The following is a 23162-nucleotide window of genomic DNA, read 5'->3' as shown; positions in this document are numbered from 1 at the left end:
TAACCACTCGAAATATCACTATAACGAGTGGCTGAGAAAATATTATTTAGTTACTTTGTCATAATAGACCATATCTGCATTAAGACCTTGAGCGTAGCCTTTTATGTTATCACGTAAAACAATCTGGTTTTTACCTTGGTCAATAAACACATAAGGTGAGCTGCGTTGTAGTTCTTTTTGCATTTCAGTGTATAAATTCTGGCGCTTAGTTTTATCTGCTTCATTTAATGCAGCCAGCGTCTGTTTGCTTAATTCAGGAATTTGCCAGCCATTTAACCAAGCAACAGTATTGGATTGCCCATCGTTATAAGCAAAGGCACTCGCGTTTGAATGCGCATCAAAATAATCTGGGATCCAAAAACGGATCGCGGCTTGATGCTGTTTAGCACGAACACGAGTATAAACTTGGCTACCCGCGGCAGGTAACAAATCAACCTGTACGCCAGCTTGAGCAAAACTTGCCTGTATAGATTGCGCCACCGTAATATAAGGCACTTTATTTTCAACATCTAAGGTAAAGCGAGCGTTTGTAATTCCGGCTTGCGCCAAAATTGCTTTTGCTTTTTCAGGATCAAAAGTAAAAGGATTATCTTCTAATGCGCCCGGTAAACCGACAGGTAAAAAACTTTGGTGGATAAAATATTGTCCACGCATTAAATCTTCGGTAATACCTTTATAATCGACAAGATAACGTGCTGCCTGCCAAAATGCGGGTTGATTTAAGACCGAATTGCCGCTAGCAGTATTAAACGCCATATAAACTTGTTCAGCTGAAGGGATATTAACAATTTGGATCCCCGCTTTACCCGCTAATGCTGCGGTTTGGTCAGTGCCTAAATCACGTGCAATATCAGCATCACCTTTTTCTATTAATAAACGTCTTGATGCCGGATCAGGCACATTTTTAATAATGATATTGGCTGTTTTAGGTGCACCCGTTGGTGAAAGTGGATTTGCTTCTAATACAATAGCTTGGCGTGGTTGATAAGCGCGCATTTTATAAGCGCCACTGCCAGCTGAATGCATTTTCAGCCAACTATTACCAAAATCATTATTTTTGATATGTGCAGCAATAAGTTTTTCATCAACGATAGAAGCTATCGGAGTAGAGAGGATATTTAACACTACATCAGGGCTAACATCTGCTGTCCAACGTACTTCAAATTCGTTATCACTGATTTTTTTAAGTTGCGAAGCAATATTATCTGCCTTCCAACCTAATACATTTAAAATAAATGCAGGTGATTTATTCATGGTAATTGCACGCTGGTAAGAGAATAAAATATCCTCAGGACGCACAGGATTACCCGAAGCAAATTTCGCCTCCGGCTTTATTTTAAACACGATAGATTTCTGTTGCGGATTTGCTTGCCAGCTTTCAACTAAAATAGGTTCATTTATTTCAGGGTTATCACGATTGGGTTGCACAATACGCTGATATAAGCTGGGTATCGTTTGAATACTCGAAAGCTCGTTACTTTCTGCGGGATCAAGACTGACAAGATCATCTAACCCTTGTACAACAATTAATGTATTTGCGGGTGTTGCTGCAAACGCAGGTGCTGAAAGTGCACCAACAACCAATAGCGACAGTAATTTTGCTTTCATAAGACACTCCCTGAGACGGTATAGCTAAAATCGTTATGCGAATAACTTCTTAGTTATTACTTTGTGAAGTCAACTTAGGTAAAACGTGATTAATTCGCAAAGTTTTAATTACGCTTATATATAACGTAAAGGTATAAGAGAACATTATTCATAATAGTTGAGGAATAATTATTAGGAAAAAAAGAAAGTCAGATACTACTTTGGTGGTATTTTTTTAATGCTAATTGACTATTAAGTTGTAGTAGCTGAATTGATTAAGCTGCATTTGATATCCATCAATATATCTTATGAGTAGGCTCGTATTTTAGCTTTAGATATCTTTAAATTTGAGGCGAAAATGAGCAAGAAAACACTCGCGGTTATCGGTAACGGAATGGTTGGCCATCGTTATATCGAAGAGCTAATTGATAAAGGTGGAAGTGAAGAATATCACATCGTTGTTTTTTGCGAAGAACCGCGAGTTGCTTATGATAGGGTTCATCTCTCCTCTTATTTTTCTCATCATACGGCCGAAGAACTCTCTTTAGTAAAAGAGGGATATTATGAAAAGCATCAGGTCGAAGTATTGATAGGTGAGCGTGTTATCACTATCAATCGTGAAGAGAAGCTTGTTCATACTAATACGGGGCGTTGTGTTAGCTATGATAAATTAGTCATGGCAACAGGCTCTTATCCGTGGATCCCCACCATTAAAGGCAATAACTCACCAGATTGTTTTGTTTATCGGACTATTGAAGATCTTAATGCAATTGAATCCTGTGCGCGTATCAGCCGTAAAGGTGCGGTGATAGGCGGCGGGCTATTAGGGTTAGAAGCGGCTGGCGCATTAAAAAGTTTAGGCGTTGAAACCCATGTTATTGAGTTTGCTCCTACTTTAATGGCCGAACAGTTAGATACATTAGGTGGTGAGCAACTTAAACGAAAAATAGAACGAATGGGAGTAAAAGTTCACACAGCTAAAAACACCCAAGAAATCTTATCAACGGGCACACAAGCACGTAAAACGTTACAATTTGCTGATGGCTCCTCCCTTGAAGTCGATTTTATTGTTTTCTCTACAGGTATTCGGCCGAAAGATAAACTCGCTCGCCAATGCCGTTTAGATATTGCCCCAAGAGGGGGCATCACCATAAATGATTACTGCCAGACTTCAGATCCTGACATCTATGCGATAGGTGAATGTGCTTCGTGGCACAATAAAACTTTTGGTTTAGTTGCACCCGGTTATAAGATGGCGCAAGTTGCCGTTGATCATCTGCTAGGTCATAACACAAAGTTCCAAGGTGCTGATTTAAGTGCGAAATTGAAATTATTGGGCGTTGATGTGGGGGGGATTGGTGATGCTCATGGTCGTCAAGCAGGGTGCCGCAGTTATATTTATTTAGATGAAGGTAAAGAAATTTATAAACGCCTGATTGTGAGTGAGGATAACAAATACTTATTAGGCGCTGTGTTGGTCGGTGATACCGAAGACTATGGCAACCTGTTGCAATTATCGTTAAATAGTATCGAATTGCCTGATCATCCTGACACCTTAATTTTACCGGCTCATGCTGGGAGTAAGCCCGCGATAGGTGTTGATTCTCTACCGGAAAGTGCTCAAATTTGCTCTTGTTTTGATGTAACCAAAGGCGACATTATTCAAGCTATTGAACATGGATGCCACACTGTTGCAGCCATTAAATCAGAAACGAAAGCGGGCACAGGTTGTGGTGGTTGCATTCCTCTTATTACACAAGTATTAAATGCTGAATTAGCCAAGCAAGGTATTGAAGTTAATCATCATCTTTGTGAGCATTTTCACTATTCTCGTCAAGAACTCTATCATCTTATCCGTGTTGAAGGGCTGAAAAGCTTTGATGAATTATTAGAAAAGCATGGGCAAGGTTATGGTTGCGAAGTTTGTAAACCAACAGTCGGCTCTTTGTTAGCATCTTGCTGGAATGACTATATTTTACGTGATGACCTTGTTCCCCTACAAGATACGAATGACAACTTCCTTGCCAATATGCAAAAAGATGGAACTTATTCCATTATTCCTCGCTCTCTAGGGGGCGAAATTACACCCGCTGGTATTATCGCCATTGGCCAAATTGCACAAGAATACAATCTTTACACCAAAATCACGGGCTCACAACGTATGGCTATGTTTGGTGCTCATAAACAAGATCTACCTGCGATTTGGCAAAAACTAATTGCTGCGGGATTTGAAACGGGACATGCCTATGCCAAAGCATTACGCATGGTAAAAACCTGTGTAGGTAGCAGTTGGTGCCGTTTTGGGGTTGGCGATAGTATCGGCTTAGGTGTTGCTTTAGAGCATCGCTACAAAGGTATAAGAGCGCCTCACAAAATAAAATTTGGTGTTTCAGGCTGTACTCGGGAATGTTCTGAAGCACAAGGAAAAGATGTCGGTATCATTGCCACAGATAAAGGTTGGAACCTCTATTTCGGCGGTAATGGTGGTATGAAACCTCGTCATGGTGATCTATTTGCAGCTGATCTTGATGAAGAAACGCTAGTTCATTATATCGACCGCTTTTTGATGTTTTATATTCGTACAGCCGATAAATTACAACGCACTTCTGTTTGGTTAGAAAACTTAGAAGGTGGTATTGAATATTTACGTGATGTCATTATTCACGACAAATTGGGTTTAAATACACAACTCGAGAAAGAGCTAAAATCCTTACAAGAGCGGGTTGCTTGTGAATGGAAAGAAACGGTTGATTCACCTAATGCATTGAAACGTTTTGCTCACTTTATTAACAACCCAATGCCTGATCCGACTGTTCAAATGGTAAAAGAGCGTTTTCAACATCGCCCAGCGCGTTTAGATGAACGAATTGATATCAAAATGGTAACAGAGGAGGAGCAATCATGAGTCAATGGATAGCAGTTTGCCAATTAGACGATATTACACCGGGAACAGGTATTTGTGCGCTGGTGGAACAAGATCATGTAGCGATATTTCGTCCTTATCATGATGAACAACTATATGCATTAAGTAATATTGATCCCTTTGCGCATTCTAGTGTGTTATCGCGAGGATTAATTGCTGAACATGACAATGAGTTGTATATCGTCAGCCCATTAAAAAAACAGCATTTTCGTTTAACGGATGGTCATTGCCTTGAAGATGAAAACTTCTCGATCAGACAGTTTGATGTCAAAGTCGAAGGCAATATAGTCAGTGTCCGCACAGGTAAATAGTCCCAACTAATAAAGAAGGGGAAACGAATATGGATTATTTTCCAATATTCTGCCAGCTAAAAGATAAACCTTGTTTATTAGTCGGTGGCGGTGAAATTGCTGAACGTAAAGCAAGATTACTGATAGATGCAGGAGCCATACTCTCAGTTGTTGCACCTAGCTTTACGCCGCAATTTATACAGTGGCAAACAGAGCAAAAACTCACTTGCATCAAGGCATCATTTAGTGTTGATTATTTACTTGGTAAATGGCTTGTAATTGCAGCAACAGACAATGAACAAGTCAATCAACAGGTTTTTCAAACCGCGAGTGAAAAACAAATCTTTTGTAATGTGGTTGATTCACCAGAGCAAGCAAGTTTTATTATGCCTTCTGTGATTGATCGTTCGCCTATTATGGTGGCGATTTCATCGGGCGGAAAAGCGCCTGTATTAGCCCGTATTTTACGAGAAAAAGTCGAACAATTATTACCTACATCATTAGGTGTTGTTGCTGATATAGCCGGAAAATTAAGATCCAAAGTTAAACAACATTTTAAGTCAATAACGGCCAGACGTTATTTTTGGGAGCAATTTTTTGCCGACAAAGCATTACAAGCAGAAATAGAAGCGAAAAGAGATAACGGTATTGAGCAACGTATTAATCAGCTTTTTTCTGCCACATTACCACCTCAGGGCAGTGTGGCGTTAGTTGGGGCTGGGCCGGGAGATGCGGGCTTAATGACTATCAAAGGACTACAACAATGTCAGCAAGCAGATGTCGTGGTTTATGATAGGCTGGTTTCTGATGAAGTGATGGCATTAGTGCGTAGAGATGCGCAGCGTATTTATGTTGGTAAACAAGCGGGTTTTCATTGCGTAGCGCAAGATGAAATCAACCAAATATTGATCAACGAAGCGACAGCAGGAAAACGTGTTGTGAGATTAAAAGGAGGAGATCCTTTTATTTTCGGCCGAGGTAGCGAAGAACTAGAAGCGTTAATAGATAGCCAAATTCCTTTTTCTGTCGTACCCGGAATAACTGCTGCATCAGGGTGTACAACTTATGCGGGTATTCCTTTAACGCATCGTGATTATGCTCAAAGCGTTCGATTTATTACCGGGCATGGTAAAGGGCTTAATGACGCACAATGGCAATGTATTGCACAGAAAAATCAAACATTAGTATTTTATATGGGACTGGCTAAAGCGGCATTTATTCAAGAAAAGCTATTAAGCCAAAATATGAGTTCAACAACACCAGTGGCTATCATTGAAAAAGGAACGTTAGCTTGTCAGAAAATGATAGCTGGACAGTTACATCAATTGAGTGAAATGGCCAAAACAATGGAAAGTCCATCTTTAATTATTGTGGGTGATGTGGTGACTTTAAATGAAAAGCTGCAATGGTTTCAGTCAAAAAAATAAAACAGTAGCTAAGTTGTAATAAGCTCAATTGTTATGTTGTTATATTAGAACACCCCAACATTAAAACACCTCAATGCTAAATATTAACATTGAGGTGTTTTTATTTAAATCAAAGAGATATTGTAGATAAAAAGATTTAGTATCACGGTCATTTCAATTAATAGATTAAATTTTAAAAATAAATAATAAAAGTGATTCTTTATTAATCATAAATATGTGCTGATTTGATTTGTTTTTTATTCTAAAGAACGATTTAACTATGTTTAAAATTAATTTCATTATGAAATTTCTTACAAATGGAACATAACAAAGTTCTGCATCTAGGGTAAAAGGCGCATTTATTATATTAATTCTGTGAGCTATGTAGGTTTTCTATCTATAAAAGTTGCGCAATGTTAATTAAATGTTTATATGTTGTTTTATCTATTTGGATAGTATTTTTTTATTTCGATAAGATAGAATATGTCGGGGCTAAATAAAGTTAAGTGGGAAGAATATCGCATTAATTGACAATTTTTACGATAAGTGTAAAAAATGGGCGTATAGCTATCTATTTTATCTGGCCATTATCTGATGTGTTCTATAAAAACGATACTTTTATGTTGCAATAGCAAGACTATTTGCGCTGTTTCAAGAGTGACCCCGCTATAAATATTAATTTATTAGGAGAGGTGCCAGTGAAAAATAACATGATTACTAAAATGACGCTTTCAGCAAGTCTTGTTTCACTTGCGTTAATGTCCTCTTTTTCTTATGCCGCAACCCCTCCTGAGGGTACAGTACTTTCTAAACAGCAGCATATTGTTATTAATAATGGCACTGAAGTTTCTTCGCTTGATCCTCATAAAGTAGAGGGTGCACCTGAAAGTAATATCATTTTAAACCTTCTTGAAGGCTTGGTTTATGTTGGCCCTAATGGTGAAAATATACCGGGTGTTGCTCAACGTTGGGAAACAGAAGATAACAAAATATGGACATTTTATTTGCGTGATGATGCTAAATGGAGTGATGGCACACCTGTTAGTGCAGAAGATTTTGTTTATAGCTGGCGTCGATTGGCCGATCCTAAAACCGGCTCTCCTTATGCCAGCTATCTAGAATATGCCTATGTTGAAAATATTGCAGATATTCTTAATGGCAAAAAAAAACCTGAAACACTGGGGATAAAGGCAATAGATGAACATACATTACGCGTGACGTTAACTCAGCCTATTCCTTATTTAGTGGATATGCTTAATCACACATCATTAAAACCAGTTAAAAAAGACATTGTAGAAAAGTATGGTGTGAATTGGACTCGTCCCGAGAATTTTGTTGGCAATGGCGCTTATTTACTCGATAACTGGGTAGTAAATGAAAAGATGACGCTAAAACGTAACCCACTCTATTGGGATAATAAAAACACCATTATTGAACAAGCCATCTTCTTGCCATTAAGCTCAGAAACCAGCGATATTAATCGTTATCGCAGCGGTGAAATACAGATTACCAATAGCGCAATTCCTCCTGTTTTATATAAAAAAATGAAACAAGAACAGCCACAAAATTTGCATATTACACCTTATTTATGCACTTTTTTTTATGAATTAAATAATAAGCGCGCTCCTTTCGATGATGTACGTGTTCGTGAAGCGGTTAAATTAAGTATTGATCGCCAAATTATTGCAGAGCAAATTATGGGGCAAGGGCAGATACCCGCTTACACTTTTACTCCCTCTTTTATTGGTAACGGTAATTTTAAAGCACCTAAATGGTCTAGTTGGACACAACAACAACGTAATGAAAGGGCGAGAGAGTTATTAAAAGAAGCCGGTTTTGATAGTCAGCATCCATTATCTTTTACGCTGCTCTACAACACATCAGACCAAAATAAACAACAAGCCATTGCTGCGGCGTCAATGTATAAGAAAAATATTGGCGCTAATGTCACTTTACAAAATCAAGAATGGAAAACAGCATTAGAAAGTCGCAACCAAGGTAATTACCAAGTGGCAAGGGCAACATGGTGCGCCGATTACAACGAACCAACCTCATTCTTAAACTCATTTATCTCAACAAGCAGCTTAAATACTATTTTTTATGAAAATAAAGAATATGACCAAGCATTAGAGAATGCATTACTTGCTGTCGATAATGGCGCCCGACATCAACTCTATCAACGAGCTGAAGCCTTGTTAGACAAGGACTCAGCAATAGTTCCTATTTATTATCGTGTGAGTGTTAGATTGGTTAGTCCAACCGTTGGCGGATTTACAGGTAAAGACCCCTTTGATTATACGGACTTAAAGCGCTATTTTATAACAGTTGATGACTAAAACTGATAAGTCATAAAGGTTCTATAGCAATATCTGATTTTATTTATCAAAAAGTGGTTTGCAGTTTAGATATTTAAATAAAGTACAGAATAAAAACTACTACACAAAAAATATAACGGCACAAAAATTATAATTACATCATGCGATAACGCATAGATGACAACGTAATAAAATTGAAATATTTATTGTAAAACAACAAGTTGTGTAAAACGTTCTAAAAGCACAACAGTAACATCACAGATAAGGTTGTTGAACAACCAACTCACTAACTGGGAGTATTTTATAAAATGATAAGTTTAAATAAAAAGAGTGCACTGGCGATAGCGATAGGCGCAGTTTTTGGTTTGGCTGCAATCAGTGCTAATGCGGCGATTGTTCCTAATGGTGTAAAACTTGCTGAAAAGCAAGTGCTTGTACGTAATAACGGTTCTGAACCTCAATCACTTGACCCACATAAAATTGAAGGTGTGCCAGAGTCTGCATTAGCTCGCGATTTATTTGAAGGGATCACTATTGTTGGGCCTGATGGGGAAATTTTACCGGGCTCTGCAACAAGTTGGGAAAACAAAGACTTTACGGTTTGGACTTTCAAAATTCGTGAAGGTGCAAAATGGTCTAATGGTGAGCCCGTTACTGCACAAGATTTCGTTTATAGCTGGCAACGTTTAGCTGATCCTAATACCGCATCACCTTATGAAAGCTACCTACAATATGCACATATCGTTAATATTGATGATATTATTGCAGGCAAAAAGAAGGCCTCAGAGTTAGGTGTAAAAGCGTTAGATAACAATACATTAGAAATTACGCTATCAGAAGCGGTTCCTTACTTACCAAAATTACTTGCTCACTCATCCATGTCGCCAGTAAACCAAAAAGTTATCGAAAAATTTGGTGAAAAATGGACGCAACCTGCTAATTTTGTCGGGAATGGTGCCTTTGCACTGAAAGATTGGACAGTTAATGAACGTATTGTATTAGAGCGCAGCCCAACGTATTGGGACAATAAAAATACCGTTATTGATAAAGTCACCTTCTTACCTATCTCTTCTGAAGTTACCGATGTAAACCGCTATCGTGCGGGTGAAATCGATATGACACATAGCAATCTGCCGATAGAATTTTTCCAGAAACTGAAAAAAGAGATCCCCGATGAGCTGCGTGTAAGCCCTTATTTATGTACTTATTATTATGAAATTAATAATGAGAAAGCACCATTTAACGATCCTCGTGTCCGTGAAGCGCTAAAACTCTCTATGGATAGAGATATCATTACTTACAAAGTGAAAAATCAAGGTGATATCCCAGCTTATGGCTTTACACCACCATTTACTGATGGCATTAAAGAGAAAAAACCAGAATGGTTTGCTTCTTGGACACAAGAACAGCGTAATGAAAGAGCACGCCAATTGTTAGAAGAAGCGGGTTACAACAAGGCTAACCCACTGAAATTTAAATTGCTCTACAACACCTCTGATTTACATAAGAAAGTAGCTATCGCTGCCTCTTCTATTTGGAAGAAAAACTTAGGTGCTGATGTCTCATTAGAAAATCAAGAGTGGAAAACATTCTTAGATACCCGTCACCAAGGGACTTATGATGTTGCGCGTGCAGGTTGGTGTGCAGATTATAACGAACCTTCATCATTCTTAAATATGATGTTGTCTTACAGCAGTAATAATACCGTTCATTATAAAAACACAGAATTTGATGCATTGATTAAAGAGTCATTGCGTGTGAAATCCGATGATGAACGTGCTGATATTTACCAAAAAGCAGAAGGTGTATTGGATAAAGATTCAGCCATCGTTCCACTTTACTACTATGTTAACACTCGCTTAGTTAAGCCTTATGTGGGTGGCTATTCAGGTAAAGATCCATTAGATAACGTACATACTAAAGATTTGTACATTATTGCTAAGTAATCGGGCGAGACCTTGCTTATTAATTAGGTAAGGTCTTTTTATCGTCACGCCTGAATAGGTTTGTGTTATAGGAACGGGCAATGCTCAAATTTATTTTTCGTCGCTTTTTAGAAGCGATACCGACTTTATTTATTCTAATAACAATTTCGTTTTTTATGATGCGTTTAGCACCCGGCAGCCCTTTTACCGGTGAACGAAAACTGCCGCCAGAAGTGATGGCAAATATTGAAGCAAAATATCACTTAAATGATCCCATTTATAAGCAATACTTCGATTATCTGATTCAGTTATCGAAAGGGGATTTAGGGCCTTCTTTTAAATATAAAGACTACAGTGTAAACACCTTAGTCGGTAAAGCATTCCCTGTTTCAGCAAAATTGGGGCTTTCGGCATTTATCTTTGCGGTAATTTTGGGTGTGGGGGCAGGCGTGATAGCCGCACTGAATCAAAATACCAAATGGGATTATACCGTTATGAGCTTTGCCATGACGGGGGTGGTAATACCGAGCTTTGTTGTCGCGCCATTGTTAGTACTTGTTTTTGCGATCACGTTACGCTGGCTACCTGCTGGTGGTTGGAATGGTGGTCAAATTCAATATATGTTACTGCCAATGATTGCGTTATCACTTTCTTATATCGCCAGTATTTCACGTATTACCCGTAGTTCAATGATAGAAATTCTACATTCAAACTTTATCAGAACGGCAAAAGCGAAAGGTTTGCCGATGAGAAGAATTGTGCTGCGTCATGCATTAAAACCTGCATTACTGCCAGTTATCTCTTATATGGGTCCTGCATTTGTTGGGATTATTACGGGTTCTATGGTAATTGAAACTATTTTCGGGCTTCCGGGTATTGGACAATTATTTGTTAATGGAGCGCTAAACCGTGACTATTCATTGGTATTAAGCTTAACCATTATCGTTGGTGCATTAACGATTTTCTTTAATGCCATAGTCGATATTTTATATGCTGTTATTGACCCGAAAATTCGTTATTAAGAGACACTGGAGCACGTTATGTTATCACTGAAGGAAAACAGCGAAGCTCTGGGAAATTTCTCTGAGCAGCTAGATATTGAAGGCCGTAGTTTATGGCAAGACGCTCGTCGTCGCTTTATGCACAATAAAGCCGCAATCACGAGCTTAGTACTACTTTTTTGTATTCTATTATTTGTGATATTTGCTCCCATGCTATCGCCTTTTGTTTACGACGATACTGATTGGGATATGATGTCGATGGCTCCTGATTTTGCTTCATCGCACTATTTTGGCACTGACTCATCAGGTCGCGATTTACTTGTTCGTGTTGCTATTGGTGGTCGTATTTCATTGATGGTAGGTATCGCGGCAGCATTTGTTGCTGTTATTGTGGGCACACTCTACGGTGCAATGGCGGGTTATATTGGTGGGCGTACAGACTCCATTATGATGCGTTTACTGGAAATCTTGAATTCATTCCCATTTATGTTTTTTGTTATCCTACTCGTGACCTTCTTTGGACAAAATATCTTACTGATATTTGTCGCTATTGGTATGGTTTCTTGGTTGGATATGGCGCGTATCGTAAGGGGACAAACACTTAGCTTAAAACGCAAAGAGTTTATTGAAGCTGCGCTGGTTTGTGGGGTTTCATCACGCAATATTGTATTAAAACATATTGTTCCTAACGTATTGGGTGTTGTAGTTGTTTACGCTTCATTATTAGTGCCAAGTATGATTTTGTTTGAATCATTCTTAAGCTTTTTAGGTTTAGGAACACAAGAACCATTAAGTAGTTGGGGCGCATTATTAAGCGATGGTGCAAACTCAATGGAAGTTTCTCCTTGGTTATTGCTTTTCCCTGCTGTGTTTTTAGTTATCACGCTATTTTGCTTTAACTTTATCGGTGATGGCTTACGTGACGCATTAGACCCGAAAGATCGTTAAGGAGAACAATATGACAACGACAAATAAGTCACTATTAAGCGTTAAAGATCTTTGCGTTACTTTTGGTACACCCGATGGTGATGTGACCGCAGTTAATAAACTTAATTTTGAATTAGCTGCGGGTGAAACACTGGGTATTGTGGGTGAATCAGGTTCGGGTAAATCACAAACCGCCTTCGCCTTAATGGGATTGCTGGCTAAAAATGGTCGAACAGCAGGCAGTGCGAGCTTTAATGGTCGTGAAATTTTAAATTTACGCCAAAGTGAATTAAATAAGATGCGTGCTGAAGAGATATCAATGATATTTCAAGATCCTATGACATCACTAAACCCTTATATGAAAGTAGGTTCACAACTGATTGAAGTACTTATGCTTCACAAAGGGATGAGCAAAAACGATGCTTATGCTGAATCAGTCAGAATGTTAGATGCAGTAAAAATGCCAGAAGCACATAAACGTATGAATATGTATCCTCATGAATTTTCAGGAGGAATGCGCCAACGTGTGATGATTGCTATGGCACTATTATGTAAGCCTAAATTACTGATAGCCGATGAACCAACGACTGCGCTAGATGTGACTGTGCAAGCGCAAATAATGACACTGCTTAACGAACTAAAAACAGACCTCAATACTGCCATTATCATGATCACTCATGACCTTGGTGTTGTTGCGGGTATCTGCGATAAAGTTTTAGTTATGTATGCAGGGCGTACTATGGAATATGGCAGTGCTCGCAATATCTTTTACGAGCCGACGCATCCTTACTCTATTGGGTTATTACAAGCGGTTCCTCGATTAGACGGCGAAGATGATCGCTTAGCGACTATCCCTGGTAATCCACCCAACTTATTACGTTTACCTAAAGGATGTCCATTCCAACCTCGTTGCCAATATGCAGTAGAGAAATGTTTAAATAGCGAGCCACAATTAGACCAATTTGCACAAGGACGACTGCGAGCCTGCTTTAAAACGGTGGAGGAATTAGTATGACCCAGACCACATTACAAGATAGAAGAGTCATTCTTGAAGTAAATGATTTAAAAGTTTATTTCGATGTACAAGATAATAAACAGTGGTTCTGGAAACCTAAAAAAAGCCTTAAAGCCGTTGATGGTGTCACTTTGCGTTTATATGAAGGTGAAACATTAGGTGTTGTCGGTGAATCAGGTTGCGGTAAATCCACATTTGCTCGCGCTATTATTGGCCTAGTTAAAGCTTCTGGCGGTACAGTTTCTTGGCTGGGCAATGATTTACTGGGTATGGGAAATAAACAATGGCGTGATATTCGCCAAGATATTCAAATGATTTTCCAAGATCCTTTGGCCTCATTAAATCCAAGAATGACCATTGGCGATATTATCGCAGAGCCACTTAAAACGTATCAGCCTAAAATGAAACAAACAGAAGTGGTTGAGAAAGTGAAAGCAATGATGATGCGAGTCGGATTATTGCCAAACTTAATTAACCGCTATCCTCATGAGTTCTCAGGGGGACAATGTCAGCGTATTGGTATTGCGCGCGCATTAATTTTAGAACCTAAATTGGTTATTTGTGATGAGCCTGTTTCTGCGCTGGATGTTTCTATTCAAGCTCAAGTTGTTAACTTGCTTAAAGATATCCAAAAAGAGATGGGATTATCGCTAATCTTTATTGCTCATGATCTTGCCGTGGTAAAACATATTTCAGACCGCGTATTAGTCATGTATTTAGGTCATGCAGTTGAACTGGGTACTTATGATGAGGTTTATCATCATCCACTACACCCTTATACGAAAGCATTAATGTCAGCGGTGCCTATTCCAGATCCAGATAAAGAACGTAATAAGCATATTGATTTATTAGAAGGTGAATTACCGTCACCAATTAATCCACCGTCAGGATGCATCTTCCGTACACGTTGTCCGCTAGCAGATGAAGAGTGTGCTAAAACGCGGCCGCTATTAGAAGGAAGCTTCCGTCATGCGGTGTCGTGCTTAAAAGTGGATCCACTTTAACCTGTAATTAATGATATTTGATCATGAAGCCTGAATTTATTCAGGCTTTTTTTATAAATAAAATTTGTATTACTAATAAATTCAATCTTATTGACAATAAAATATCTATCTTGCTTAAAAAACAGAGTAATATTGTTCTTATAATAAGAAATAAAGTGATAATGAATTATTTAAACTATTTTTTATTTTTCTTCGATTCATTTAATCATCTCTTTGAAATGAAATAGCTTTAGCTTGGCTTAAATATTGATTTTTATCAATATAACGCTTTAAAGTTAAATCATTTCTAGCAAAAAATAAAGAACATATAATATATTTACGGATACTACCTTAAAGTAACTAATTACTGCGAAAATTTTAATATTACAGTCAATTCTTCCTAAGGTGTGTGTTGAGTTGTGAAAATTTATTAATTTGACACTTGAATTAATTAGCTGAATCGAGACTTCCTTCCAAATATTATTTCTTATTTTCTTAAATATGCGTAACAAATTAGACGTTATCACCATCCTAAAAAGACAATCAAAAAAAGATACTTCATCAACATACTGATACAGTACGTATGAGGATATTTACGTACACTTATTAAGTGTTTTATTATTGACTAATTAATTGATTAGCTAAATTGAAATATTTGATTTTATTAATCTCATCACGTAAATTAAATAAAAAGAAATGTGAGGAAGAAAGTTTTGGAAATGAATATTTTTTCATTGGATTATGAATATATAAGTGAAAGAAAGATATTTTGTTATTCTATTGGTTATGAACTTTCTCTCTTAAGACAACGTAATTCAATGACAGGTGCTGAATTAGGACAAAAGTTAAGCATTTCCCAACAACAAATATCTCGTTATGAAAGAGGTGTAAATAAGATACCTGTTGATATATTATTTTACGTTCTAAATATATTTAATATTTCAATTAATGATTTTTTTGATCGTGTTTCAAATCGTGTAGTCACATTGAAATATAAAATGAAATATGATTCAGAACATAACATTCCTTTTTTTAAAAACATTATTTAACGTATGGTTATTGAATTAAATAAGATGAGCATTATACATCACTAGATGATTAAATGTTATATATTAAATATATTATTCTATGATTTAATCTAATGTAAAAGTTATTTTTATCATTCTGTTTTTTATTTTTATTTTTATTTTTATTTTTTATTTCTATGAAATGTACCCTTTGAAATTAATGGGTATTTACCACCATATCTTTAATATAAATTAAAGTATTTTTTTATTATTAAGTGTTTATCAAGTGAAGTTGTTATTTATATTTATCTGTAATATAAAAAGGAAAAATCAATGCTTAAAACAAAAATGCTAGTTAAAACAGTATTAGCTGTATCGGTTTTATCACTGAGTGGTTTTGCTTCAGCCGCTACAGTTGTTAATGGCGGTAAAGTTAATTTTACAGGTCAAATTGTTAATGCGGCTTGTGCTGTTAGTGCTAAATCCATGAATCAGACAATTAATATCGGGCAATATCGGACGGCTCAATTTGATAGTTTAGGCAAAACTGCAGGGGATACTGGATTTTCAATTGATCTGGAAGCATGTGATACAACAGTAGCGCAAAATGCTTCTGCATCATTCTCTGGTGTTAGTGATGCTAATGATAAAACAGTATTAGCCGTTAGAAATATTACTAGTGGTGGTGCCGGCGCTGCTACTGGTGTTGGTGTTGAAATTACGGATCACACAGGTAAAGTACTTACTCCTGATGGTTCTGTTTTTTCTACCGCCAAACAATTAATTGATGGTGCTAATACTCTAGATTTTATTGCTCGCTATAAATCAACATTAGATACTGTAACTCCGGGTCAAGCTGACGCAGATGTTACATTTAAAATGCAATACGATTAATTCTAATCTAGTTTATTTAGAAGTATGGCCTTAATAGGTCATACTTCTATATCGAGGAAAATATGAAATATAGATTAATATATTTTATTATCCTATTTTTTGGTATTGCATTTAATACTTATTCTAATAATAGGAATAATTTTTTTATAGAGGATGGTGTTGTTTATTTTAGAGGAGGTATTGTTGAACCAGCATGTGTTGTTTCTCCCGAAAGTAAAAATCAAATTATTGATTTAGGCTCTTTAAGTAGTAATACATTTCATGGCGTGGGAAGCCATTCAATTAAAATTCCCTTTGTACTTAAGCTCACAAATTGTAATAAAAATATTAGTGATAAAGTAAGTGTGCTAATTCTAGGTGATGTAAATAGCAAAGATAAACGATTATTTAATATTACAGAACAAAAAAATTCCGCTTCAGGTGTCGGCATTGCATTATTTGATTTTGAAGATGAAATAATAATGCCAAATAAAATAAATAAATATAACTTTATTGAAGAGAATGAATCAAAAATAAATTTTAAAGCAAGCTATTTAGCAACGAACGATGAAGTCATTGGTGGTAAAGCAGATGCGACAGTTTGGTTTGTCTTTAATTATAATTAATTAGAAATATTATTAGAGGTTAATATGTATTTAATATATAGAAATTATATAGTCTTATTTTTTCTCTTCTTTTTTTCTGCGTGTTCTTATGCCGGTGGTGTTGCATTAGCGGCTACTCGAATAATTTATCCATCGGACGCCAAGCAGACATCAATTACTATTAATAATACAGATAAAAAACTACGTTTTTTAGTGCAATCATGGATTGATGATAGTAACGACCAAAAAACAAATGAATTTATTGTTACGCCACCGCTTTTTGTGAGTAAGCCTGATAGTGAAAATACACTAAGGATCATCTATGCGGGTAAAGCATTACCGGATAATAAAGAAAGTTTATTTTGGTTAAATACAAAATCAATACCAGAAATTGATCGCGAAGATATTAAAGATAAAAATGTACTTCAATTAGCCGTTTTATCAAGAATTAAAATATTTATTAGACCACAAGGGTTAACTTTTAAAACAGAAGATATTCCTAACAGCATAGGGTTTAATCTGTCAGGAAAAGATCTAATAATAAAAAATCCATCACCTTATTATGTCACTTTAATTAATTTAAAGATCGGCAATGATAAGTTAAATAGTGCGATGATCCCACCGATGGGTTCTATTGAGATGAAAGTGAATAATTTTAACTATAATCAGGTTTCCTATCAAACTATTAATGATTATGGTGCAAGCACTCCAATCATAATAAAAACAATTGGGAAGTAACATTGTTAGATTAACTAATAATAAGGCTTTTCTTATGCTGAAATCTAAAACGATAATATTTAATCTTTATATTTTCTTGGGATCTTTTTATTCTGGAGTTAGCTATGCAGATAGTTTTTTTAATCCTAACTTAATATCTAGCATTGATAGTGAAGTGGCAGATTTATCACGGTTTGACAAAGGAGAAGGTCAACCTGAAGGAAAATATTCAGTAGAGATTTATATCAATAATGAATATATTGAAACAAAAAATGTTTCCTTTTATGAAAGTGATAAATCTTCTGATGAAACGGGATTATTACCTTGTTTTAATTCTAATGAATTAAAAAACTTCGGAATAAATTTAGAGAGTAATAAAGAAAGTGTAGATAACACCTGTGTTAATATTTTAAATGAAATAGATAAATCGAATATAAAATTCGACTTTGAAAACCAAAAGTTATTTTTAAGTATTCCTCAAATAATGTTTAAAAATAACATACGAGGTTATATTCCACCAGAAAAATGGGATGATGGAATTAATGCTTTATTGTTAAACTATAATTTTACAGGACGTAATAGTAAAAACTTTAAGGATAATGTTAATAATAATAATTATTTTCTAAGTTTAAATCCGGGTATTAATATAGGTTCTTGGCGATTTAGAAATGAAAGTTCATGGACATATGCAAGCGGAGAAAGCACTCAAAATAAATGGAGAAATATAAGAACTTATGTACAAAAACCTATTATCCCATTAAAAGCAGAGTTGACAGTAGGTGATTCATTTTCTAATGGTACAATTTTTGATAGCTTAGGTTTTCGAGGTGCTAAGTTAGAATCAGATGACAACATGCTACCTGACAGCATGAGAGGGTTTGCGCCTACAGTTAAAGGCATTGCAAATAGTAATGCTATTGTAACAGTTAAGCAAAATGGTTTTGTTATTTATCAAATATCAGTTCCACCGGGCGCTTTTGAAATAAAAGATCTTTATGCTACTTCTAGTAGCGGTAATTTAGATATCACTATTCAAGAGAATAATGGGAAAATAACACAATTTGTGGTGCCTTATTCTAACGTGCCTATTTTGCAACGAGAAGGCCGGTTAAAATATGAGTTTATTGGTGGAGAATTCAGAAGTGGTTCTGATTTTCAAGATAAACCTAATTTTGGGCAAATAAGCCTGATTTATGGCTTACCTTACAATATGACTCTTTATGGTGGTAGCCAATTCTCAAGTAATTACCAAGCTTATGCTATTGGGCTTGGTGGGAATCTCGGAAATTTAGGTGCGGTTTCAACCGATGTAATTCAAGCTAATAGTATTTTGCCTAACGAAGAACATAAAAAAGGACAATCAATTCGACTACTTTATGCTAAATCTATTAATAGCACAGGAACAAACTTTCAAATTATGGGGTATCGCTATTCAACACAAGGCTACTATACTCTAAATGAAGTTAGTTATAAAAAAATGCAAGGTTATGAAATAAAAACACCAGATGGAATAATATCAAGTGAAGATCAACTATTTGATTATTATAACTTGAATTACTCTAAAAAAGGGCGTTTCCAAGTTAATATCAATCAAAAAATTACTGATAATAGCTCCTTATATCTTTTAGGATCATTCCAAAATTATTGGCGAACATCTGAAACAGAGCAATTATGGCAAATTGGATATAATGGAAATGTAAAACAAGTTAATTATAATTTAAGTTTTTCTCAATCAAAATCACCAGGAATGAGTGGTGATGATAAAAATATTGCATTTAATATTTCTATTCCGATAAATGATCTTTTTAACCAGAATATGGTTAATGATTTAAAATCAAATCAAAATAGTATGTATGCAGTTTACTCGATGAATAGAAGTAATGATAACACGCTAATTCAGCAAGCAGGATTAACAGGAACATTACTGGAAGATAATAATTTAAATTATAACCTTCAACAAGGCTATGCCCATAATGGCTCAGGTTATTCTGGAATGGTATATGGTAATTATAAAGGGAAATATGCCAATGTAGGAAGTGGGTATAATTATAGTAATGATTGGCATGAATTAAATTATAGTTTAAATGGCGGTGTGGTTGCCCATGCTGGCGGTGTGACATTAAGCCAACCTTTAGGTGATACTAATATTCTTATTAAAGCGAATGATGCTGATAATATTAGAGTGGAAAATGCAAATGGTATCTTAACCAATAATAAAGGTTACGCAATTTTACCTTACGCATCTACTTATAAGAATAACAGAGTTTCTTTAGATGTTAATTCATTGGGCGAAAATGTTGAAATAGAAAACTCAATTATTAATATTGTTCCTACCAAAGGGGCATTAGTTCAAGCTGATTTTAAAACAAATATCGGTTATAGAGCCATTGTGAATTTATCCAATAAAAATGGTTCAGCTATTCCATTTGGCGCAATGGTTATAGATGAAGAGCGCGCCGTCAGTGGTATTGTTGGTGATAATGGCAGTGTATTTATTTCTGGATTAGCACCAGTCGGAAGATTAAAAGCTAAATGGGGAAAAATGGAAGATCAGCAATGTTTATTTGATTATGAAATCAATGAACATGTTGTTAAAGAAAAAGGGATTTATTTTATTTCATCAACCTGCCAATCCTATAAATAGTAATTTAGTGAGTTAATTATGATTAGAACATTATTATTTACAATAATAGCTATTACTTCACAGAGTGCTTATTCTGTTTCTTGTTTAAGCGGCTGCAATACCAATGAATACTCAACATTAAGCGGGCAGTTGAGTAAAACTGAAAATAAAGCAGGTGTCACCAAAGATGCATCTGAAATTACTTTAACCAATCGAACTAGCCTTAAATGGAATGCAGGACAAGCGCAAACTTGGGCTACTTATTCTAATGGTAATATTCCTGCGGCTAATACTAATAACAATGATTGGAATTATTCAAAAATAGATGATTATATTTCTGTCGCATTAAGAGTGACTAATAGTTGTAGAACAATATATGTACCTTACAATGTACCCACATTAAGTGTTAGTTGTGGGTCGCGCACATATACAGAGGGTGAAGAAAGTGTTGTATCTACAAGAAAATATCAAACAAAAATAAGAATAGATAAGGCAATAATATCTGGAACCTATGTCAAAAATATATTTGTCGGTGAATTTGGTTTTTGCCAACCGCAAAATTGCTCATCAAAACAAGTGGTATTAACTAAGTTATTTTTAAATCTTTCTATGACTGTACCACAATCATGTGTCATTAACTCTGGTCAAGTACTTAATATTGATTTTGACAATATACCTGCATCAAGTTTTAAAGCAGCAGGGGAAAAGGCCGTAGGGGTTAATACGATATCTCGTAATTTGAATATTCAATGTGACAATATAGAAGCAAGTGCAGATTTAACTATGCGATTACAAGCAGATACAGTGGCAGGAAATGCCATAGTTTCTAATAATAAAAGTGTTGGGTTTGTGGTCGCTAATTCGACAGGTTCAGAATTAACACCAAATGATTTATCAAGTTTTATTCCTTTTAAGTTAAATGGAAATTTGGGTTCTAACGTCACAATTAATATTTATCCTGTCAGTGTTGATGGAAAAACACCGACTGAAGGCGCTGTAACATCAAGTGGCTTTTTACGCGTTGATTTCCCTTAATCGATATAGGCTCACATCATGAATGAGTTACCATATATTTACAAATTAGTACGTTATGTATTATGGGGATTTTTCCTAATAATGGGTTATTCAATATCTTTAATTCAAGGAGCAAAGGCTGACTTAGCCAATACAAATATTGTTATAAAGGCGAATATTGTTGCTAATACCTGTAGAGTGAGCCCAGACTCGATAAATCAATTTGTTGATTTAGGCGTGTGGGCGACGAAAAATTTTAAGCAAAAAGAGTCTACCGAACCTGTGAAATTCACGCTGAATTTAACTGATTGTAGTGTCACCACAACAGGTGTAAAAGTGACATTTAATGGTGAGATTGATGGCCAAGATAATACATTATTTAAACTTACAGAAAATGATTCTGCGAAAAATATAGCTATTGCCATATTAGATAAAAATAAAGATAAATTGCTGCCAGGTCAAAGTAGTATTCTATATCCTGTAGGTACTAACAATAATTTAGCGCTCGATTTTTATGCTCAATATACGGCTACAGGCCAGATAGTGACTGGAGGTAGCGCAAATGGAGAGGTATTGTTTGCTTTGGAATATCTTTAAATTATAAAGGGAACACTAAGGTTCCCTTTACTTGTTAAAATGCAATAAATTAATAGTGTTCAGATTAAATCCAATCTTTAGCACGAAACGCTTTTAAGGTTGCAACAAAATAGCTCATCTCTTCTGGTGTGCCTAGCGTTAAACGGCTCCAACCATAAGCAGGTGGAAATTCGCGACCAACCATAATATGGGCATCTTTCATTCTATTTTGATAAGTTTTTACATCACCTTTTACTTTATGAAAAATAAAATTGGCATGAGAAGGTACATATTCAATTTGTAATTCATTTAAAGCATCAACTACCATTTGGCGTGAAACATCGATAGATTTGCGACTATATTCTCTATAAGCGCGATCATTTAATGATGCTAATGCGGCAACTGCGCCAGCAGTGTTGGTATTATCGATAGAAACAAAGGTATCAATACCCTCAATAACGTCAGGTGCTGCAATACCATATCCCACACGAAGACCTGCTAAAGCATAAATTTTTGAAAACGTACGTGCGACAATCAGATTTTTATGACCTTTTTGAACTAATGCAATGGCACTAGTAAATTCAGGTGTTGATGCAAATTCAGCATAGGCCTCATCAATAATAAAAAACACATTCTCTTTTGCTGATTTTATCCAATTATCCAGTGGTGCTGTTGGTGTTAAAGTTGCGGTCGGATTATTAGGATTACATAAATACACCATGCTAATCCCATCAAATGCATCAGCTTTTTTCTGCATGGTTTTTAAATCAAAAGCTAATTTTTCATCGACAGGGATCTTAACGATATTTACCCCTAAAGGCGCTGCATATAATTCGGCATAATTAAAAGTTGGGTCTGGCACAATAAGCTGAACCGCTTTCTGTTCTTTTTGTCCTTTATTCGCGACATATTGCACAGCTGCTTGAATGGTCTCTGATGAACCGTTCCCTAACGTAATATGTTTATCTGATAATTGAAATGTTTTACCTAATTCGCTAATAAGTGCACTGCGTGCATCATCGGGATAACGAAACGCATTAGGTAATGCATCGATAATTGCTTGTTTAGCTTTAGGCGACATTCCTAAAGAGTTTTCATTAAAATTTAATAATAAAGGATTTTCTGCATTAAATATTTGTTTATTGCTGAGTTTTACATCGGCATAGGCGGAGTTAACGAAAGAGCTCAATGACAAGCTACCGATCACTAAGCTTGATGAAGTTAAGAATGAACGACGATTCATGTGATGTTTCCCAAGTGTATTATTTTAAATTTTATTAGTTTGTATAGATTACTAAAAAACAGCACAAAGTAAATAAATATGATAAAAAAATAATTAAATATTCACATGATTTCGTGGTTTATTTCTGATCTT

Annotated in this window: 18 protein-coding genes; 16 read left to right on the top strand and 2 right to left on the bottom strand. The window is 35.8% G+C overall.

Going from position 1 to position 23162, the window contains the following annotated elements; translation table 11 throughout:
• Positions 1-42: 42 nt before the first annotated feature.
• A complete protein-coding gene (locus M997_RS10850; RefSeq protein ID WP_064720130.1) occupies positions 43-1608 on the bottom strand; it encodes an ABC transporter substrate-binding protein in 1566 nt (521 codons plus the stop codon).
• A 337-nt stretch (positions 1609-1945) separates the two neighbouring features.
• Between M997_RS10850 and nirB the strand changes: the two genes are divergently transcribed.
• The 16 genes from nirB to M997_RS10765 all read left to right on the top strand — a co-directional run bounded on the left by nirB (position 1946) and on the right by M997_RS10765 (position 21808).
• The gene (nirB, locus tag M997_RS10845) at positions 1946-4492 is read left to right on the top strand and encodes a nitrite reductase large subunit NirB (protein WP_064720129.1); all 2547 of its coding nucleotides are present in this window, start codon (positions 1946-1948) and stop codon (positions 4490-4492) included.
• On the top strand, positions 4489-4821 hold the full coding sequence (gene nirD, locus M997_RS10840; protein ID WP_064720128.1) for a nitrite reductase small subunit NirD: 333 nt from the start codon (positions 4489-4491) through the stop codon (positions 4819-4821). Before nirB ends, nirD begins: the two co-directional genes overlap by 4 nt.
• Before the next feature lie 29 nt (positions 4822-4850).
• The gene (gene cysG, locus M997_RS10835) at positions 4851-6227 is read left to right on the top strand and encodes a siroheme synthase CysG (RefSeq protein WP_064720127.1); all 1377 of its coding nucleotides are present in this window, start codon (positions 4851-4853) and stop codon (positions 6225-6227) included.
• A gap of 689 nt (positions 6228-6916) precedes the next feature.
• The gene (locus tag M997_RS10830) at positions 6917-8542 is read left to right on the top strand and encodes an ABC transporter substrate-binding protein (protein ID WP_064720178.1); all 1626 of its coding nucleotides are present in this window, start codon (positions 6917-6919) and stop codon (positions 8540-8542) included.
• A gap of 287 nt (positions 8543-8829) precedes the next feature.
• On the top strand, positions 8830-10467 hold the full coding sequence (oppA, locus tag M997_RS10825) for an oligopeptide ABC transporter substrate-binding protein OppA (protein WP_064720126.1): 1638 nt from the start codon (positions 8830-8832) through the stop codon (positions 10465-10467).
• A gap of 80 nt (positions 10468-10547) precedes the next feature.
• A complete protein-coding gene (oppB, locus tag M997_RS10820) occupies positions 10548-11468 on the top strand; it encodes an oligopeptide ABC transporter permease OppB (protein WP_064720125.1) in 921 nt (306 codons plus the stop codon).
• A gap of 18 nt (positions 11469-11486) precedes the next feature.
• On the top strand, positions 11487-12395 hold the full coding sequence (oppC, locus tag M997_RS10815; protein WP_064720124.1) for an oligopeptide ABC transporter permease OppC: 909 nt from the start codon (positions 11487-11489) through the stop codon (positions 12393-12395).
• 10 nt (positions 12396-12405) lie between these two features.
• Positions 12406-13389, top strand: a complete 984-nt coding sequence (oppD, locus tag M997_RS10810) for an ABC transporter ATP-binding protein (RefSeq protein ID WP_064720123.1) — start codon at positions 12406-12408, stop codon at positions 13387-13389.
• The gene (gene oppF, locus M997_RS10805; RefSeq protein WP_064720122.1) at positions 13386-14393 is read left to right on the top strand and encodes a murein tripeptide/oligopeptide ABC transporter ATP binding protein OppF; all 1008 of its coding nucleotides are present in this window, start codon (positions 13386-13388) and stop codon (positions 14391-14393) included. The genes oppD and oppF overlap by 4 nt, the downstream gene beginning before the upstream one ends.
• Positions 14394-15091: 698 nt before the next feature.
• Positions 15092-15421 carry a helix-turn-helix domain-containing protein gene (locus M997_RS10795; protein WP_169816679.1) on the top strand — a complete coding sequence of 110 codons (330 nt, stop codon included), beginning with the start codon at positions 15092-15094 and terminating at the stop codon, positions 15419-15421.
• Between the two features lie 291 nt (positions 15422-15712).
• Positions 15713-16273, top strand: coding sequence for a type 1 fimbrial major subunit FimA (gene fimA, locus M997_RS10790; RefSeq protein ID WP_064720119.1), 561 nt, complete (start codon positions 15713-15715; stop codon positions 16271-16273).
• 62 nt (positions 16274-16335) lie between these two features.
• Positions 16336-16878, top strand: coding sequence for a fimbrial protein (locus M997_RS10785; RefSeq protein ID WP_064720118.1), 543 nt, complete (start codon positions 16336-16338; stop codon positions 16876-16878).
• Between the two features lie 24 nt (positions 16879-16902).
• Positions 16903-17595 (top strand): fimbria/pilus periplasmic chaperone, encoded by a 693-nt coding sequence (locus tag M997_RS10780; RefSeq protein ID WP_064720117.1) that lies wholly within the window; start codon positions 16903-16905, stop codon positions 17593-17595.
• 34 nt (positions 17596-17629) lie between these two features.
• Positions 17630-20218 carry a fimbrial biogenesis usher protein gene (locus tag M997_RS10775; RefSeq protein WP_064720116.1) on the top strand — a complete coding sequence of 863 codons (2589 nt, stop codon included), beginning with the start codon at positions 17630-17632 and terminating at the stop codon, positions 20216-20218.
• Between the two features lie 18 nt (positions 20219-20236).
• On the top strand, positions 20237-21232 hold the full coding sequence (locus tag M997_RS10770) for a fimbrial protein (RefSeq protein ID WP_064720115.1): 996 nt from the start codon (positions 20237-20239) through the stop codon (positions 21230-21232).
• 18 nt (positions 21233-21250) lie between these two features.
• A complete protein-coding gene (locus tag M997_RS10765; RefSeq protein ID WP_064720114.1) occupies positions 21251-21808 on the top strand; it encodes a fimbrial protein in 558 nt (185 codons plus the stop codon).
• Positions 21809-21872: 64 nt separating this feature from the next.
• On the opposite strand, the gene M997_RS10760 is transcribed toward M997_RS10765, so the two are convergent.
• On the bottom strand, positions 21873-23030 hold the full coding sequence (locus M997_RS10760) for a pyridoxal phosphate-dependent aminotransferase (protein WP_064720113.1): 1158 nt from the start codon (positions 23028-23030) through the stop codon (positions 21873-21875).
• Between the last annotated feature and the right edge of the window lie 132 nt (positions 23031-23162).

This window comes from Proteus hauseri ATCC 700826 (assembly GCF_001654965.1).
Classification (GTDB): Bacteria; Pseudomonadota; Gammaproteobacteria; order Enterobacterales; family Enterobacteriaceae; genus Proteus; species Proteus hauseri.
This window is presented reverse-complemented; position numbering and strand designations above follow the sequence as displayed.

What these genes read in the sequence shown, in the direction of transcription:
- M997_RS10850 (WP_064720130.1), bottom strand. Translation starts at nt 1,608, where the DNA reads ATGAAAGCAAAATTACTGTCGCTATTGGTTGTTGGTGCACTTTCAGCA.
- nirB (WP_064720129.1), top strand. Translation starts at nt 1,946, where the DNA reads ATGAGCAAGAAAACACTCGCGGTTATCGGTAACGGAATGGTTGGCCAT.
- nirD (WP_064720128.1), top strand. Translation starts at nt 4,489, where the DNA reads ATGAGTCAATGGATAGCAGTTTGCCAATTAGACGATATTACACCGGGA.
- cysG (WP_064720127.1), top strand. Translation starts at nt 4,851, where the DNA reads ATGGATTATTTTCCAATATTCTGCCAGCTAAAAGATAAACCTTGTTTA.
- M997_RS10830 (WP_064720178.1), top strand. Translation starts at nt 6,917, where the DNA reads ATGATTACTAAAATGACGCTTTCAGCAAGTCTTGTTTCACTTGCGTTA.
- oppA (WP_064720126.1), top strand. Translation starts at nt 8,830, where the DNA reads ATGATAAGTTTAAATAAAAAGAGTGCACTGGCGATAGCGATAGGCGCA.
- oppB (WP_064720125.1), top strand. Translation starts at nt 10,548, where the DNA reads ATGCTCAAATTTATTTTTCGTCGCTTTTTAGAAGCGATACCGACTTTA.
- oppC (WP_064720124.1), top strand. Translation starts at nt 11,487, where the DNA reads ATGTTATCACTGAAGGAAAACAGCGAAGCTCTGGGAAATTTCTCTGAG.
- oppD (WP_064720123.1), top strand. Translation starts at nt 12,406, where the DNA reads ATGACAACGACAAATAAGTCACTATTAAGCGTTAAAGATCTTTGCGTT.
- oppF (WP_064720122.1), top strand. Translation starts at nt 13,386, where the DNA reads ATGACCCAGACCACATTACAAGATAGAAGAGTCATTCTTGAAGTAAAT.
- M997_RS10795 (WP_169816679.1), top strand. Translation starts at nt 15,092, where the DNA reads ATGAATATTTTTTCATTGGATTATGAATATATAAGTGAAAGAAAGATA.
- fimA (WP_064720119.1), top strand. Translation starts at nt 15,713, where the DNA reads ATGCTTAAAACAAAAATGCTAGTTAAAACAGTATTAGCTGTATCGGTT.
- M997_RS10785 (WP_064720118.1), top strand. Translation starts at nt 16,336, where the DNA reads ATGAAATATAGATTAATATATTTTATTATCCTATTTTTTGGTATTGCA.
- M997_RS10780 (WP_064720117.1), top strand. Translation starts at nt 16,903, where the DNA reads ATGTATTTAATATATAGAAATTATATAGTCTTATTTTTTCTCTTCTTT.
- M997_RS10775 (WP_064720116.1), top strand. Translation starts at nt 17,630, where the DNA reads ATGCTGAAATCTAAAACGATAATATTTAATCTTTATATTTTCTTGGGA.
- M997_RS10770 (WP_064720115.1), top strand. Translation starts at nt 20,237, where the DNA reads ATGATTAGAACATTATTATTTACAATAATAGCTATTACTTCACAGAGT.
- M997_RS10765 (WP_064720114.1), top strand. Translation starts at nt 21,251, where the DNA reads ATGAATGAGTTACCATATATTTACAAATTAGTACGTTATGTATTATGG.
- M997_RS10760 (WP_064720113.1), bottom strand. Translation starts at nt 23,030, where the DNA reads ATGAATCGTCGTTCATTCTTAACTTCATCAAGCTTAGTGATCGGTAGC.